The sequence below is a fragment of the Escherichia sp. E4736 genome (assembly GCF_005781225.1).
In the GTDB taxonomy this organism is placed as follows: domain Bacteria; phylum Pseudomonadota; class Gammaproteobacteria; order Enterobacterales; family Enterobacteriaceae; genus Escherichia.
This window is the reverse complement of the sequence record NZ_VATT01000010.1, coordinates 141,424-157,706: the sequence shown is the minus strand read 5'-3', so window position 1 is coordinate 157,706 and position 16,283 is coordinate 141,424. Positions and strand designations below refer to the sequence as shown.

Below are 16,283 nucleotides of genomic sequence, written 5' to 3'. Positions count from 1 at the left end.
CTATATTTATGTGACTAGCATCACACAAAAGGCCACCAACTGGACAGTTAACCGATTCAGTGCCAGATTTCGCAGTATCTACAAGGTCCGGCTACCTCTGCCGCCACATTAACAAAAAACCTCGGGCTTCCAGCCTGCGCGACAGCAAACATAAGAAGGGGTGTTTTTATGTCATCCGATATTAAGATCAAAGTGCAAAGCTTTGGTCGTTTCCTCAGCAACATGGTGATGCCGAATATCGGCGCGTTTATCGCGTGGGGTATCATCACCGCGTTATTTATTCCAACAGGGTGGTTACCGAACGAAACGCTGGCGAAGCTGGTCGGGCCGATGATCACCTACCTCCTGCCGCTACTGATCGGTTATACCGGTGGTAAGCTGGTAGGCGGCGAACGTGGCGGCGTAGTCGGTGCCATCACCACCATGGGCGTTATCGTCGGCGCAGATATGCCGATGTTCCTCGGTTCTATGATTGCAGGTCCGCTGGGTGGCTGGTGCATTAAGCATTTCGACCGCTGGGTAGACGGTAAAATCAAATCCGGTTTTGAGATGCTGGTGAACAACTTCTCTGCCGGTATCATGGGGATGATCCTCGCTATTCTGGCATTCATGGGGATTGGTCCGCTGGTTGAAGCCCTGTCCAAAATGCTGGCTGCGGGCGTTAACTTCATGGTTGTCCATGACATGCTGCCGCTGGCGTCCATCTTTGTTGAGCCAGCGAAAATCCTTTTCCTCAACAACGCCATTAACCACGGTATCTTCTCGCCGCTGGGTATTCAGCAGTCCCATGAACTGGGTAAATCCATCTTCTTCCTGATTGAAGCTAACCCGGGTCCGGGTATGGGTGTTCTGCTGGCGTACATGTTCTTTGGTCGTGGTAGCGCTAAACAGTCTGCGGGCGGTGCGGCAATCATCCACTTCCTGGGTGGTATCCACGAAATTTACTTCCCGTATGTGTTGATGAACCCGCGTCTGATTCTGGCCGTTATCCTCGGCGGTATGACTGGCGTGTTCACGCTGACTATTCTGGGCGGTGGTTTGGTTTCTCCGGCATCTCCGGGTTCTATCCTCGCGGTACTGGCGATGACGCCAAAAGGTGCTTATTTCGCTAACATCGCAGGTGTGTGTGCGGCGATGGCTGTGTCCTTCGTTGTCTCTGCTATTTTGCTGAAAACCAGCAAAGTAAAAGAAGAAGATGATATTGAAGCTGCAGCACGTCGCGTTCAGGAAATGAAAGCTGAGTCTAAAGGCGCGTCTCCGCTGTCTGCTGGCGATGTGACTAACGACCTGAGCCACGTACGTAAAATCATCGTTGCCTGTGACGCCGGTATGGGTTCCAGTGCGATGGGCGCAGGTGTGCTGCGTAAGAAAATTCAGGATGCGGGTCTGTCGCAGATTTCAGTTACCAACAGCGCGATCAACAACCTACCGCCGGATGTGGACCTGGTCATCACTCACCGTGATCTGACCGAACGCGCTATGCGCCAGGTTCCGCAGGCACAACATATTTCGCTGACTAACTTCCTCGATAGCGGCCTGTACACCAGCCTGACTGAACGTCTGGTTGCTGCCCAGCGTCATACTGAAAACGAAGTGAAAGTAAAAGACAGCCTGAAAGACAGCTTTGACGATTCTAATGCCAACCTGTTCAAGCTCGGCGCGGAAAACATCTTCCTCGGTCGCAAAGCGGCCACCAAAGAAGAAGCGATTCGTTTTGCTGGCGAGCAGCTGGTGAAAGGCGGTTATGTTGAGCCGGAATACGTACAGGCGATGCTGGACCGTGAAAAACTGACCCCGACTTACCTGGGTGAGTCTATCGCCGTGCCGCACGGTACGGTTGAAGCGAAAGATCGCGTGCTGAAAACGGGCGTCGTGTTCTGCCAGTACCCGGAAGGCGTGCGCTTCGGTGAAGAAGAAGATGACATTGCCCGTCTGGTGATTGGTATTGCAGCCCGTAACAACGAGCACATTCAGGTTATCACCAGCCTGACCAACGCCCTGGATGATGAGTCCGTCATCGAGCGTCTGGCACACACCACCAGCGTGGATGAAGTGCTGGAACTGCTGGCAGGTCGTAAGTAATCCAATCCCACCCTCTCCACATGGAGAAGGTGGGGCTGATTGCCTGATGCGCTTCGCTTATCAGGCCTACAAAACAAAGCGCAGTTTGTTGAATTTGCACGTTCTTGTAGGCCAGATAAGGCGTTTACGCCGCATCCGGCGCTGCCCCTCTCCTCACGGAGAGGGTTTGGGTGAGGGAAATGCCTCACCCCAGCCCTCTCGGGTAAAAACATTGATGAAGGTTAATACTATGAAAGCATTACATTTTGGCGCAGGTAATATCGGTCGTGGCTTTATCGGTAAACTGCTGGCGGACGCGGGTATCCAACTGACGTTTGCCGATGTAAATCAGGTGGTGCTTGATGCCCTGAATGCCCGTCATAGCTATCAGGTTCATGTGGTCGGCGAAACCGAGCAGGTGGATACCGTTTCCGGTGTAAATGCCGTCAGCAGCATTGGTGATGATGTCGTTGATCTGATTGCTCAGGTTGATTTAGTCACTACCGCCGTTGGCCCGGTCGTGCTGGAACGTATAGCTCCTGCCATCGCTAAAGGGCTGGTGAAACGTAAAGAGCAAGGTAATGAATCCCCGCTGAACATCATCGCCTGTGAAAACATGGTTCGCGGCACCACGCAACTGAAAGGCCATGTGATGAACGCCCTGCCGGAAGATGCCAAAGCGTGGGTAGAAGAGCATGTTGGCTTTGTCGATTCCGCCGTTGACCGCATCGTACCGCCTTCCGCTTCTGCAACTAACGATCCGCTGGAAGTCACGGTAGAAACCTTCAGCGAATGGATTGTTGATAAAACCCAGTTCAAAGGCACACTGCCGAACATCCCAGGTATGGAATTAACAGACAACCTGATGGCATTTGTCGAGCGTAAACTCTTCACCCTGAACACAGGTCATGCTATAACCGCGTACCTCGGAAAACTGGCGGGCCATCAGACCATTCGTGATGCAATTCTCGACGAGAAAATCCGTGCAGTGGTAAAAGGTGCGATGGAAGAAAGCGGCGCTGTACTGATCAAGCGCTATGGCTTTGATGCTGACAAACATGCAGCATACATCCAGAAAATCCTCGGTCGTTTTGAAAATCCGTATCTGAAGGATGATGTGGAGCGTGTAGGGCGTCAGCCGCTGCGTAAACTGAGCGCTGGCGATCGTTTGGTAAAACCGCTGTTGGGTACGCTGGAGTACGGTTTGCCGCACAAAAACCTGATTGAAGGTATCGCCGCCGCGATGCATTTCCGTAGTGAAGATGATCCGCAGGCGCAGGAACTGGCGGCACTGATTACCGAGAAAGGCCCGCAGGAAGCGCTGGCGCAAATTTCCGGGCTTGATGCTAACAGCGAGGTAGTCGCCGAAGCAGTCACGGCTTATAACGCAAAATAATGGTAGACCAGGCGCAGAAAACCCTGCGCCTGAACAACAGATTGTCAGATATGCAGGCAACAATGGAACAAACCCAGGCCTTTGAAAACCGTGTGCTTGAGCGTCTGAATGCTGGCAAAACCGTGCGAAGCTTTTTGATCACCGCCGTTGATCTCCTGACCGAGGCGGTGAATCTTCTGGTGCTTCAGGTATTCCGCAAAGACGATTACGCGGTGAAGTATGCTGTAGAACCGTTACTCGACGGCGATGGTCCGCTGGGCGACCTTTCCGTGCGCTTAAAGCTGATTTATGGGCTTGGCGTGATTAGCCGCAACGAATATGAAGATGCGGAACTCTTGATGGCGCTGCGTGAAGAGCTGAATCACGACGGTAACGAGTATGCCTTTACCGATGATGAAATTATTGGGCCATTTGGCGAGCTGCACTGCGTGGCGGCGATCCCACCGCCGCCACAATTTGAACCAACGGATTCCAGTTTGTATGCGATGCAAATTCAGCGTTACCAACAAGCTGTGCGTTCAACAATGGTCCTTTCACTGACAGAGCTGATTTCCAAAATCAGCTTAAAAAAAGCCTTTCAAAAGTAAGCGATTACTGCTTCTCAACCTGCTTCGGCCGATAAAGCCGACGATAATACTCCAGACGTTGCAGATATAACGGCACGCTATCCTCAGGTATACCGGACGGAATAGCGTCGCGGGGAGGAAGCTTTTTCAGATACTCCCGGAACGCCTGGCTTGATGCCATAAAATCTACGGCTTTGTCGATCAGATGCGGAACGTTTTCACCTAATTTGCCCATGATAATATCTCCGTATTACCCCGCGCCGGGAATGCGCGGCCGCCAATTTTAGTTTAGGATCCAGGTCAAGATGGCATTAAGGAAAACGTGCTTATTCCTCAATGTTCACCCTCACTGGTTATCTTTTTCTTTTAATTTTACTACAAATCAAAACGTTACATGGTTTTTGAGCATGTAACTGGTTGCAAGGAAGAACTATTACAATGTCATCAGTTGTGAACAAAGTGCCTGGTCGCGCATACTAGGGACTATAAATTTATCTTTATCAGAAGCCATCAAATGAAAGAAGTCGAAAAAAACGAAATCAAACGTCTCAGCGATCGCCTGGACGCCATCCGCCATCAGCAAGCCGATCTGTCACTGGTTGAAGCCGCAGACAAATATGCCGAGCTGGAAAAAGAGAAAGCCACGCTGGAAGCTGAAATTGCGCGTCTGCGCGAAGTTCATAGCCAGAAACTCAGTAAAGAAGCGCAAAAGCTGATGAAGATGCCATTCCAGCGTGCGATTACGAAAAAAGAGCAAGCTGATATGGGCAAGCTGAAGAAGAGCGTTCGCGGGCTGGTGGTTGTGCACCCGATGACCGCACTGGGCCGTGAAATGGGCCTGCAAGAGATGACCGGGTTCTCAAAGACTGCCTTCTGATCAATGTAATCACCGCTTCCTCTATTTTTACTCGCTCCTGCTGACACATGCAGGAGCTGGTTTCAGATACCGAATATCGTTAACATTCTTAACATCGCATGTTCAATGTTGCCCGCTCGCTTGCCTCATTGTCACAGGCTAAATTCTGAAAATATTCAGCGTAATAAAAGCACTATATATAAATATTAAATATGATTATTCGTGTATTAATGCTTAATTATTTATATTTTCCAACCATCATCACATTTATTTTATCAAAACATCCACCATACAAATATTAACTTCTTACCTTCCTCGCTTTTACTCCATTAAACATTTGACATTGATTGACACCGATCATTAAACTTCGCGCGATTTACTCATTATCATCGACAAACTAAAACAATTTGACATTTAATAATACACTCTCAATGCCCATTAATTAAAAACTCTCTCATTCATTTTTATTGTGAATATAAAATATTAAATCATTCACACAAAAAATAACTATACCGTAGTTTCCAACGCATCAGGATTATGAAAAGGAATTCATCCCATGAGCATAAAAAAAGCACTATTAAACGTGTTAACGATATCGTCACTCTGTGCATTAACGGGGTGTGACTATATTGAAAAAGTAAACTCAATCGACGAGTTCACCAGGCAGCAAGCATTGCAACAAAGTCAAATAGACGCGCTAAAAAAACAGCAAGAACAATATAAAAGCAAAATTGAACTTTTTGAAAAACAACAAAATAGCATCATAAATAGTACCAAAACGCTTGCTGGCGTCGTGAAATCAGTCAAGGACAAGCAGAATGAGTTTGTCTTCACTGAATTTAACCCGACACAAACACAATACTTCATTTTAAATAACGGCTCAGTCGGTCTAGCAGGACGCATACTGTCTATTGACGCCGTAGAAAATGGCAGCGTTATTCGTATTTCACTGGTCAACTTATTAAGCGTTCCCGTATCCAATATTGGTTTTCATGCCACCTGGGGCAACGAAAAACCTGCCGATGCTAAAGACTTAGCAAAATGGCAGCAATTACTTTTCAGCACCTCAATGAACTCCTCGCTGAAATTATTACCAGGTCAATGGCAAGACATTAACCTGACGCTGAAAGGCGTATCTCCTAATAATCTTAAATACCTGAAGCTCGCCATCAATATGGCAAACCTTCAGTTCGACGACCTTCACTCTGCTGCATATCAGCAGCGAAAAAGCAAAAAATAAATGCAGCTTCTGCGCTTATATCAAGGAATAGAGAGCATCAATAATGAACAAAATATTTAAAGTTATCTGGAATCCGGCGACGGGCAGTTACAGCGTTGCCAGCGAAACGGCGAAGAGTCGTGGCAAGAAGAGCGGACGCAGTAAGCTGTTAATTTCTGCGCTGGTCGCTGGTGGGCTGTTGTCGTCGTTTGGGGCGTTAGCAAATGCCGGTAATGATACTGGTGACAGTAACCACTACGACAGTGGTACTGGTTGGATTGCAATTGGTTATGGAGCTATCGCTAATTCATATACAAATACCAATGGTGCATCAGCAGCACTCGGTTATTATGCTAAAGCACTTGGAATGTGGAGCACAGCAATCGGCTCATACAGTCAATCGAATGGTGATTCCTCTCTGGCTTTGGGGGTAAAAGCAAAATCCGATGGCAACCGCTCTATTGCTATGGGAGCCTCATCCAATGCAACTGCAAATGCCGGCTTTGCTATATCTATGGGGGTATATGCCACTACCGATGCAGATAACGCTGTCGCTCTAGGCTATTACAGCAAAGCACTTGGCCTATCCAGTCTCGCATCAGGTTTTCACGCTGAGGCTAGAGGTGCCAAATCCATTGCAATGGGTGAATATAGCGTAGCAAACGGTGACGACGGCCTCGCATTCGGCAGACTATCCACCGCCAGCGCCGCAAACGCAATTTCTATGGGCGCTGAGAGCAAAGCCGCTGAAAATGCGACGGCCGTTGGTACCAAAGCGCAGGCAAATGGGCTTAATAGTATCGCGTTGGGCTTTGGGGGTATTGCAGATGCCGATAACACGATTGCTCTGGGTAATCAAAGCCAGGCCGTAGCTGCTGGTGCAATTGCCATCGGTCAGGGGAATAAAGCTGACGGCGTAAATGCTATCGCGCTGGGTAATGGTAGTACCACAGGCGGTGCAAATTCTATTGCTATTGGACAAGATAGTTATGCCGGTTTAGAAAATGGCATTGCAATTGGTGGTCAAGCCAGTGCTCAAGGGAAAAATTCCGTTGCTCTGGGCGCTGGTTCTGTAGCGACTGAAGAGAATTCCGTCTCTGTGGGGAACACAACAGTTCAGCGACAAATTGTCAATATGGCAGCAGGTAATATCAGCACTGACAGTACTGATGCTATCAATGGATCACAGCTTTATGCTATCAGTAAGTCAGTAGCGGACCATCTTGGTGGGGGAGCTACCGTCAATTCGCAAGGCGTCGTTACTTCCCCGAATTACAGACTGAAAAATGGTATTTATGGCAATGTTGGCGACGCCTTAGCGGATCTAAACAATAATACGATACAATGGGACTCCCTTAAAAAGGGATATAGTGCGGCACATGGTACAGATGCCACCAGCATCATCACCAACGTTAAAGCCGGCACTATTTCTGCTACCAGTACGGATGCGGTTAACGGTTCTCAGCTGAAAGCTACCAATGACGATGTCGAGGCCAATACCACCAATATCGCTACTAATACCAGCAACATTGCCACGAATACGGCAAGTATTGCCACCAACACCACCAACATCTCCAACCTGACGAATTCCGTTGGTGACCTTAAGGATGATGCCCTGCTGTGGAATGATGCTAAAAATGCATTCAGCGCCGCGCACGGCACCGATGCCACCAGCAAAATCACCAACGTACTGGCAGGCACTGTTTCTACCACCAGCACCGATGCCATTAATGGTTCACAACTTCAGAGTACGGCAAGCACCATTACGTCCTATTTGGGCGGTGGCGCAACAATGAGTGATACCGGCGTATTTACCGGCCCTAAATATAATATTGGCGGCAATGAATACACCAACGTTGGCGCAGCTCTTACTGCTCTGGATAATGACGCCCTGTTGTGGGATGCGACCGCTAATTCAAATGCTGGTGCATTCAGCGCCGCGCACGGTACCGATGCCACCAGCAAAATCACCAACGTACTGGCTGGCACAGTTTCTTCCAACAGCTTCGATGCCATTAATGGTAGCCAGCTTTATGGTTTAGCTGATTCCTTCACGACTTATCTTGGCGGTGGTGCCGATATCAGCGATACGGGCGTATTAACCGGACCAACCTATACTATTGGTAATAATGCCTACACTAACGTCGGTGATGCTCTGGCAGCCATTAACTCGTCATTTACCGATTCGCTCGGTGATGCTCTGCTCTGGGATACTACCGCCAAAAAATTCAGCGCCAAACACGGTGGTACCGACAGCGTCATTACTTACGTCGCAGATGGTGTAATTTCTGATACCAGCAGCGATGCCATTAACGGTTCGCAACTCTACGACACCAACAAGTACATTGCCGATGCGCTGGGTGGTGACGCAGAAGTTAACGCTGATGGCACCATCACTGCGCCGACTTACACCATTGCAAATACCGATTACAACAACGTCGGTGAAGCTCTGAACGCAATCGACACCACTCTCGATGATGCTCTGCTGTGGGATGCAACAGCAAATAACGGTCAAGGTGCATTTAGCGCCGGTCGCGGGATAGATAAAACGGCCAGCATTATTACTAATGTCGCAGACGGTGCAATTTCTGATACCAGCAGCGATGCCATTAACGGTTCGCAACTCTACGACACCAATAAGTACATTGCTGATGCCCTGGGTGGAGATGCAGAAGTCAACTCTGACGGTTCTATCACTGCGCCGACTTACACCATTGCAAATACCGATTACAACAACGTCGGTGAAGCTCTGGATGCGCTCGATGATAATGCCCTGTTGTGGGATGACGCTGCGGGTGCCTACAGCGCCAACCATGAAGGCAAAGCCAGTGTAATCACCAATGTGGCTGATGGTCTGATTGAAGCGGGCAGCACTGACGCCGTCAACGGTTCCCAACTGAATGCCGCTAACCTGCTGATCGAGCAGAATAGCCAAATCATCAATCAGCTTGCCGGAAACACCGATACGACGTACATCGCAGAGAATGGTGCAGGTATTAACTATGTGCGTACCAACGACGACAGCTTAGCGTTCAACGACGCCAGCGCCTCTGGTATTGGTGCTACCGCAGTAGGCTATAACGCTGTTGCCTCTGGTGCCAGCAGTGTAGCTATTGGTCAGGACAGCAGCAGCGAAGTTGATACGGGTATCGCACTGGGTAGCAGCTCTGTTTCCGACCGTGTGATTGTTAAAGGTTCTCGTAACACCAGCGTAACGGAAAATGGCGTAGAGATTGGCTACGACACCACTGACGGTGAATTACTCGGCGCATTGTCAATTGGTGATGACGGTAAATATCGTCAAATCATCAACGTAGCCGATGGTTCCGAAGCCCATGACGCCGTTACGGTTCGCCAGTTGCAGAATGCCATTGGTGCAGTCGCTACCACGCCGACCAAATACTTCCACGCTAACTCAACGGCTGAAGATTCACTGGCAGTCGGTGAAGACTCGCTGGCAATGGGTGCGAAAACTATCGTTAACGGTAATGCTGGCATTGGTATCGGCCTGAACACTCTGGTGCTGGCAGATGCGATCAACGGTATTGCTATCGGTAGCAACGCGCGTGCAAACCATGCCAACAGTATTGCGATGGGTAATGGTTCTCAGACTACCCGTGGTGCGCAGACTGGCTACACCGCCTATAACATGGACGCTCCGCAAAACTCTGTCGGTGAGTTCTCTGTCGGCAGTGAAGACGGTCAACGCCAGATCACCAACGTCGCAGCAGGTTCGGCTGATACTGATGCGGTTAACGTGGGTCAGTTGAAAGTAACGGACGCGCAGGTTTCCCAGAATACCCAGAGCATTACTAACCTGAACAATCAGGTCACTAATCTGGATACTCGCGTTACTAATATCGAAAACGGTATTGGCGACATCGTGACCACCGGTAGCACCAAGTACTTCAAGACCAATACCGATGGCGTCGATGCTAACGCGCAGGGTAAAGATAGCGTCGCAATTGGCTCTGGTTCCATTGCTGCCGCTGACAACAGCGTCGCTCTGGGTACAGGCTCCGTGGCCAACGAAGAAAACACGATCTCTGTGGGTTCTTCTACCAATCAGCGTCGTATCACCAACGTAGCCGCCGGTAAAAATGCTACCGACGCCGTTAACGTTGCGCAGTTGAAGTCTTCTGAAGCAGGCGGTGTGCGTTACGACACCAAAGCTGATGGTTCTATCGACTACAGCAACATCACCCTCGGTGGTGGCAACGGCGGTACGACTCGCATCAGCAACGTTTCCGCTGGCGTGAACAACAACGACGCGGTGAACTACGCGCAGTTGAAGCAAAGCGTGCAGGAAACGAAGCAATACACCGATCAGCGCATGGTTGAGATGGATAACAAACTGTCCAAAACTGAAAGCAAGCTGAGTGGTGGTATCGCTTCTGCAATGGCGATGACCGGCCTGCCGCAGGCTTACACTCCGGGTGCCAGCATGGCCTCTATTGGTGGCGGTACTTACAACGGTGAATCAGCTGTTGCTTTAGGTGTGTCGATGGTGAGCGCCAATGGTCGTTGGGTCTACAAATTACAAGGTAGTACCAATAGCCAGGGTGAATACTCCGCCGCACTCGGTGCCGGTATTCAGTGGTAATCATCCATTAACGAATGGGTAAACGCCAAATTGCCTGATGCGTTACGCGCATCAGGCCTACAGGGTGATTCTGCACATTCCTGTAGGCCGGATATTCCGGCAAGATAAGGCGCACCGGGTCAACAATCTAAGGGCAATTCTCTGATGAGGATTGCCCTTTTCTTTACCAGACATCTCCCTTCGCCAAAAAAATTGGCCCTACCAATTCTTCGCTTATCTGACCTCTGGTTCACATTTTCCCAATTAAAACTCACATTAACGTTGCCAGTAAATAACATTTAGTTAACCATTCATTGTCATTATCCCTACACAACAAAATTGGCAGTACCACTTTTACACAACGTGTGACACGGAGATGAGCAACAGACTCATTACACGATGTGCGTGGACTCCAGGAGACCTGCAATGAATCTCTGGCAACAAAACTATGATCCCGCCGGGAATATCTGGCTTTCCAGCCTGATAGCATCGCTTCCCATCCTGTTTTTCTTCTTTGCGCTGATTAAGCTCAAACTGAAAGGATACGTTGCCGCCACCTGGACGGTTGCCATCGCCCTGGCCGTGGCTTTGCTGTTCTATAAAATGCCGGTCGCCAACGCGCTGGCCTCGGTGGTTTATGGCTTCTTCTACGGTTTGTGGCCAATCGCGTGGATCATTATTGCGGCGGTGTTCGTCTATAAGATCTCGGTGAAAACCGGACAGTTTGACATTATCCGCTCGTCGATTCTTTCGATAACCCCAGACCAGCGTCTGCAAATGCTGATCGTCGGTTTCTGTTTCGGCGCATTTCTCGAAGGGGCTGCAGGCTTCGGCGCACCGGTGGCGATCACCGCCGCATTGCTGGTCGGCCTGGGCTTTAAACCTCTGTACGCCGCCGGACTGTGCCTGATTGTTAACACCGCGCCAGTGGCATTTGGTGCGATGGGTATTCCAATTCTGGTTGCCGGACAGGTAACGGGCATCGACAGCTTTGAGATCGGCCAGATGGTGGGTCGTCAGCTACCGTTTATGACCATTATCGTCCTGTTCTGGATCATGGCGATTATGGACGGCTGGCGCGGTATTAAAGAGACGTGGCCTGCGGTCGTGGTTGCAGGTGGTTCGTTTGCCATCGCACAGTATCTCAGCTCCAACTTCATTGGGCCGGAACTGCCGGACATTATCTCTTCGCTGGTATCGCTGCTCTGCCTGACACTGTTCCTCAAACGCTGGCAGCCAGTACGCGTTTTCCGCTTCGGCGATCTGGGTGCATCGCAGGTTGATATGACGCTGGCTCACACAGGTTACACGGCGGGTCAGGTGCTGCGTGCCTGGACACCGTTCCTGTTCCTGACCGCCACCGTAACACTTTGGAGTATCCCGCCGTTTAAAGCACTTTTCGCTTCGGGCGGCGCACTTTATGAATGGGTGATCAACATTCCGGTACCGTATCTCGACAAACTGGTTGCTCGTATGCCGCCGGTGGTCAGCGAAGCTACCGCTTACGCCGCCGTATTTAAGTTTGACTGGTTCTCTGCCACCGGTACCGCCATTCTGTTTGCTGCGCTGCTCTCGGTTGTCTGGCTGAAGATGAAACCGTCTGACGCTCTCAGCACCTTCGGCAGCACGCTGAAAGAACTGGCGCTGCCCATCTACTCCATCGGTATGGTGCTGGCGTTCGCCTTTATCTCGAACTATTCCGGGCTGTCGTCAACACTGGCGCTGGCACTGGCGCACACCGGTCATGCATTCACCTTCTTCTCGCCGTTCCTCGGCTGGCTGGGGGTATTCCTGACCGGGTCGGATACGTCATCTAACGCTCTGTTTGCCGCTCTGCAAGCCACGGCCGCACAACAAATTGGCGTCTCTGACCTGTTGCTGGTTGCCGCCAATACCACCGGCGGTGTTACCGGGAAGATGATCTCCCCGCAATCCATCGCTATCGCCTGTGCGGCGGTAGGCCTGGTTGGCAAAGAGTCAGACCTGTTCCGCTTTACCGTCAAACACAGCCTGATATTCACCTGTATGGTGGGCGTGATCACCACGCTTCAGGCTTACGTCTTAACGTGGATGATTCCTTAATGATTGCTACACCCAGACGCCTGTCAGACGAGGTTGCCTCCCGTGTGCGGGCGCTGATTGATGAAAAACAGCTGGAGGCGGGCATGAAGTTGCCCGCTGAACGCCAACTGGCGATGCAACTCGGCGTGTCGCGTAATTCACTGCGCGAAGCGCTGGCAAAACTGGTGAGCGAAGGCGTACTTCTTAGTCGTCGCGGTGGTGGCACATTTGTGCGCTGGCGTCATGACGCGTGGTCGGAGCAAAACATCGTCCAGCCGCTGAAAACGCTGATGGCCGATGATCCGGATTACAGTTTCGATATTCTGGAAGCCCGCTACGCCATTGAAGCCAGCACCGCATGGCATGCAGCGATGCGCGCCACGCCTGGTGACAAAGAGAAAATTCAGCTTTGCTTTGAGGCAACGCTCAGCGAAGACCCGGACCTCGCCTCACAAGCGGACGTTCGTTTCCATCTGGCGATTGCCGAAGCCTCGCATAACATCGTGCTGCTACAAACCATGCGTGGTTTCTTTGATGTTCTGCAATCCTCGGTGATGCAAAGCCGTCAACGGATGTATCTCGTGCCGCCCGTTTTTTCACAACTGACCGAGCAGCATCAGGCAGTCATTGATGCCATTTTTGCCGGTGATGCCGACGGGGCGCGTAAAGCGATGATGGCGCATCTCAGTTTTGTCCACAGCACCATGAAAAGATTCGATGAAGATCAGGCGCGCCGTGCACGTATTACCCGCCTGCCCGGTGAGCATAATGAGCATTCGAGGGAGAAAAACGCATGATTATTTCTGCAGCCAGCGATTATCGCGCCGCAGCACAACGCATTCTGCCGCCGTTCCTGTTCCACTATATGGATGGCGGCGCATATTCTGAATATACCCTGCGTCGTAACATGGAAGATTTATCAGAAGTGGCGCTGCGCCAGCGCATTCTGAAAAACATGTCCGACTTAAGCCTGGAAACGACGCTGTTTAATGAGAAATTGTCGATGCCAGTAGCGCTGGCTCCAGTGGGCTTGTGCGGCATGTATGCGCGACGCGGCGAAGTTCAGGCCGCAAAAGCGGCGGATGCGCATGGCATTCCGTTTACTCTCTCAACGGTTTCCGTTTGCCCGATTGAGGAAGTCGCACCCGCCATCAAGCGCCCAATGTGGTTCCAGCTTTACGTACTGCGCGATCGCGGTTTTATGCGTAACGCACTGGAACGAGCAAAAGCCGCGGGTTGTTCTACGCTGGTTTTCACCGTGGATATGCCAACGCCGGGCGCACGCTACCGTGATGCGCATTCGGGTATGAGTGGCCCAAATGCGGCAATGCGCCGCTACTTGCAGGCGGTGACTCATCCACAATGGGCGTGGGATGTGGGCCTGAATGGTCGTCCACATGATTTAGGGAATATCTCGGCTTACCTTGGCAAACCGACCGGGCTGGAAGATTACATCGGCTGGCTGGGGAATAACTTCGATCCGTCCATCTCCTGGAAAGACCTTGAGTGGATCCGCGATTTCTGGGATGGCCCGATGGTGATCAAAGGGATCCTCGACCCAGAAGATGCGCGTGATGCGGTACGTTTTGGCGCTGACGGGATTGTGGTTTCTAACCACGGCGGTCGTCAGTTAGATGGCGTGCTCTCTTCTGCCCGCGCACTGCCTGCTATTGCGGACGCGGTAAAAGGGGATATCGCCATTCTGGCGGATAGCGGCATTCGTAACGGGCTAGACGTTGTGCGTATGATTGCGCTCGGTGCCGACACCGTACTGCTGGGTCGTGCTTTCCTGTATGCGCTGGCAACGGCGGGCCAGGCGGGCGTGGCTAACCTGCTGAATCTCATTGAGAAAGAGATGAAAGTGGCAATGACGCTGACGGGCGCGAAATCGATCAGCGAAATTACGCAAGATTCGTTGGTGCAGGGGCTGGGTAAAGAGTTGCCTGCGGCGCTGGCTCCGATGGCGAAAGGGAATGCGGCATAGTCGTTTGAGCCCCCTAACCCTCTCCCTCAGGGAGAGGGGACCGATCGGTGTTGTTTGTGCTCCCTCAGACTGAATCACCTCTCTCGGATGCACAGTCCGGGGTGAGGGGAAAAGGCCGCACGGCTCACCAATTTTCTGCTATCCTGCCCCCGCACTAAGGGGGCAGTATGCTAAACATCGTACTTTACGAACCAGAAATTCCGCCAAATACTGGCAACATCATCCGTCTTTGCGCTAACACCGGCTTTCGTCTGCATATCATCGAACCAATGGGATTTGCCTGGGACGATAAGCGCCTACGCCGCGCAGGGCTGGACTACCACGAATTTACCGCCGTTACGCGTCATCATGACTACAGCGCGTTCCTCGAAGCAGAAAATCCCCAGCGCCTGTTTGCTCTCACTACAAAAGGTACGCCCGCACATAGCGCCGTAAGCTATCAGGATGGCGACTATCTGATGTTCGGCCCGGAAACGCGCGGCCTGCCAGCGAGCATTCTTGATGCCCTGCCCGCTGAACAAAAAATTCGTATTCCAATGGTGCCGGACAGCCGCAGCATGAACCTGTCCAATGCGGTGTCGGTAGTGGTGTATGAAGCCTGGCGGCAGCTGGGGTATCCGGGAGCGGTGTTGAGAGATTAGTTACTGTATGCCGGATAGATGATTACATCGCATCCGGCACAATCACAGGACGTCAGATCCCATCCCCATACTCAAACGTATGGTTAATACCGTTGAAATGCTGGTCCATATCCATTGATGGCTTATCGCTGTCTGGTTTACCGACAATGCGTGCCGGAACGCCAGCGGCAGTAGTATGCGGCGGCACCGGTTGCAGCACCACGGAACCTGCGCCAATCTTCGCGCCGCGCCCAACTTCAATATTGCCGAGAATTTTCGCGCCCGCGCCAATCATCACGCCTTCACGAATTTTCGGGTGACGGTCACCGCTGGTTTTCCCAGTACCGCCAAGGGTGACGGATTGCAGAATCGACACGTCGTTTTCAATCACCGCCGTTTCACCAACGACGATGCCCGTCGCGTGGTCGAGCATAATGCCACGGCCAATTTTTGCCGCCGGGTGAATATCGACCTGGAACGTCACAGAAACCTGGTTTTGCAGAAAAATAGCCAGTGCACGACGGCCCTGATTCCACAGCCAGTGACCGATGCGATAGGCCTGCAAGGCATGAAAACCTTTCAGGTATAACAATGGGGTTGAGTATTTATCGACTGCCGGGTCGCGGGTACGTACCGCCTGAATATCGCAGGCCGCAGAAGCAATCATTTCCGGGTCGGCGGCGTAGGCTTCTTCAACCACTTCGCGGATAGCAATGGCAGGCATGATTGGCGATGACAGCTTGTTCGCCAGCATGTAGCTCAGGGCACTGCCAAGGTTTTCGTGCTTGAGTAGCGTCGCGTGGTAAAAACTGGCCAGCATTGGCTCACAGTCCGCCAGCGTTCTGGCTTCAGCTTTAATATTGTTCCAGACAATTTCCAGTTCTTCACACGACATTGCTTACTCCACACGATGAGATAATGACCGGCCCGTTCTGCGC

Annotated in this window: 12 protein-coding genes; 10 read left to right on the top strand and 2 right to left on the bottom strand. The window is 51.3% G+C overall.

All coding sequences use genetic code 11. From position 1 onward, the window contains the following. Positions 1-168 precede the first annotated feature (168 nt). From mtlA to mtlR, 3 genes are all read left to right on the top strand, one after another. Complete coding sequence (mtlA, locus tag FEK46_RS07495) at positions 169-2,082, top strand: PTS mannitol transporter subunit IICBA (protein WP_130206668.1); 1,914 nt, start codon at positions 169-171, stop codon at positions 2,080-2,082. A gap of 229 nt (positions 2,083-2,311) precedes the next feature. Further along, on the top strand, positions 2,312-3,457 hold the full coding sequence (gene mtlD / locus FEK46_RS07490; protein ID WP_130206670.1) for a mannitol-1-phosphate 5-dehydrogenase: 1,146 nt from the start codon (positions 2,312-2,314) through the stop codon (positions 3,455-3,457). Further along, a complete protein-coding gene (gene mtlR, locus FEK46_RS07485; protein ID WP_130206672.1) occupies positions 3,457-4,044 on the top strand; it encodes a mannitol operon repressor MtlR in 588 nt (195 codons plus the stop codon). Before mtlD ends, mtlR begins: the two co-directional genes overlap by 1 nt. A 4-nt stretch (positions 4,045-4,048) precedes the next feature. Here the strand turns inward: mtlR and yibT are convergent, their stop codons facing one another. Then, positions 4,049-4,258, bottom strand: coding sequence for a protein YibT (gene yibT, locus FEK46_RS07480; RefSeq protein WP_130206674.1), 210 nt, complete (start codon positions 4,256-4,258; stop codon positions 4,049-4,051). A gap of 279 nt (positions 4,259-4,537) precedes the next feature. Between yibT and FEK46_RS07475 the strand changes: the two genes are divergently transcribed. The 7 genes from FEK46_RS07475 (at position 4,538) to trmL (ending at position 15,366) form a co-directional block, all read left to right on the top strand. After that, on the top strand, positions 4,538-4,900 hold the full coding sequence (locus FEK46_RS07475) for a YibL family ribosome-associated protein (protein ID WP_000665680.1): 363 nt from the start codon (positions 4,538-4,540) through the stop codon (positions 4,898-4,900). Positions 4,901-5,435: 535 nt separating this feature from the next. Then, positions 5,436-6,119 carry a DUF3251 domain-containing protein gene (locus tag FEK46_RS07470; RefSeq protein ID WP_130206676.1) on the top strand — a complete coding sequence of 228 codons (684 nt, stop codon included), beginning with the start codon at positions 5,436-5,438 and terminating at the stop codon, positions 6,117-6,119. Positions 6,120-6,162: 43 nt separating this feature from the next. Further along, positions 6,163-10,701: a YadA-like family protein gene (locus tag FEK46_RS07465; protein ID WP_135560304.1), complete on the top strand. Its 4,539-nt coding sequence runs from the start codon at positions 6,163-6,165 to the stop codon at positions 10,699-10,701. Between the two features lie 405 nt (positions 10,702-11,106). Then, a complete protein-coding gene (lldP, locus tag FEK46_RS07460) occupies positions 11,107-12,762 on the top strand; it encodes an L-lactate permease (RefSeq protein WP_130215198.1) in 1,656 nt (551 codons plus the stop codon). After that, positions 12,762-13,538, top strand: coding sequence for a transcriptional regulator LldR (lldR, locus tag FEK46_RS07455; protein WP_130261179.1), 777 nt, complete (start codon positions 12,762-12,764; stop codon positions 13,536-13,538). The genes lldP and lldR overlap by 1 nt, the downstream gene beginning before the upstream one ends. Further along, positions 13,535-14,725: a quinone-dependent L-lactate dehydrogenase gene (lldD, locus tag FEK46_RS07450; protein WP_130206682.1), complete on the top strand. Its 1,191-nt coding sequence runs from the start codon at positions 13,535-13,537 to the stop codon at positions 14,723-14,725. The genes lldR and lldD overlap by 4 nt, the downstream gene beginning before the upstream one ends. 167 nt (positions 14,726-14,892) lie before the next feature. Then, positions 14,893-15,366, top strand: a complete 474-nt coding sequence (gene trmL, locus FEK46_RS07445; protein ID WP_000932351.1) for a tRNA (uridine(34)/cytosine(34)/5-carboxymethylaminomethyluridine(34)-2'-O)-methyltransferase TrmL — start codon at positions 14,893-14,895, stop codon at positions 15,364-15,366. Positions 15,367-15,418: 52 nt separating this feature from the next. Here trmL and cysE read toward each other — a convergent pair whose 3' ends face one another. Further along, a complete protein-coding gene (gene cysE / locus FEK46_RS07440) occupies positions 15,419-16,240 on the bottom strand; it encodes a serine O-acetyltransferase (protein ID WP_001277565.1) in 822 nt (273 codons plus the stop codon). Positions 16,241-16,283: the final 43 nt, after the last annotated feature.

Excerpts from the sequence above, each read along its gene's own strand:
- trmL (WP_000932351.1), top strand. The coding sequence starts at position 14,893 with ATGCTAAACATCGTACTTTACGAACCAGAAATTCCGCCAAATACTGGC.
- FEK46_RS07475 (WP_000665680.1), top strand. The coding sequence starts at position 4,538 with ATGAAAGAAGTCGAAAAAAACGAAATCAAACGTCTCAGCGATCGCCTG.
- lldR (WP_130261179.1), top strand. The coding sequence starts at position 12,762 with ATGATTGCTACACCCAGACGCCTGTCAGACGAGGTTGCCTCCCGTGTG.
- cysE (WP_001277565.1), bottom strand. The coding sequence starts at position 16,240 with ATGTCGTGTGAAGAACTGGAAATTGTCTGGAACAATATTAAAGCTGAA.
- lldP (WP_130215198.1), top strand. The coding sequence starts at position 11,107 with ATGAATCTCTGGCAACAAAACTATGATCCCGCCGGGAATATCTGGCTT.
- mtlD (WP_130206670.1), top strand. The coding sequence starts at position 2,312 with ATGAAAGCATTACATTTTGGCGCAGGTAATATCGGTCGTGGCTTTATC.
- lldD (WP_130206682.1), top strand. The coding sequence starts at position 13,535 with ATGATTATTTCTGCAGCCAGCGATTATCGCGCCGCAGCACAACGCATT.
- mtlR (WP_130206672.1), top strand. The coding sequence starts at position 3,457 with ATGGTAGACCAGGCGCAGAAAACCCTGCGCCTGAACAACAGATTGTCA.
- yibT (WP_130206674.1), bottom strand. The coding sequence starts at position 4,258 with ATGGGCAAATTAGGTGAAAACGTTCCGCATCTGATCGACAAAGCCGTA.
- FEK46_RS07465 (WP_135560304.1), top strand. The coding sequence starts at position 6,163 with ATGAACAAAATATTTAAAGTTATCTGGAATCCGGCGACGGGCAGTTAC.
- FEK46_RS07470 (WP_130206676.1), top strand. The coding sequence starts at position 5,436 with ATGAGCATAAAAAAAGCACTATTAAACGTGTTAACGATATCGTCACTC.
- mtlA (WP_130206668.1), top strand. The coding sequence starts at position 169 with ATGTCATCCGATATTAAGATCAAAGTGCAAAGCTTTGGTCGTTTCCTC.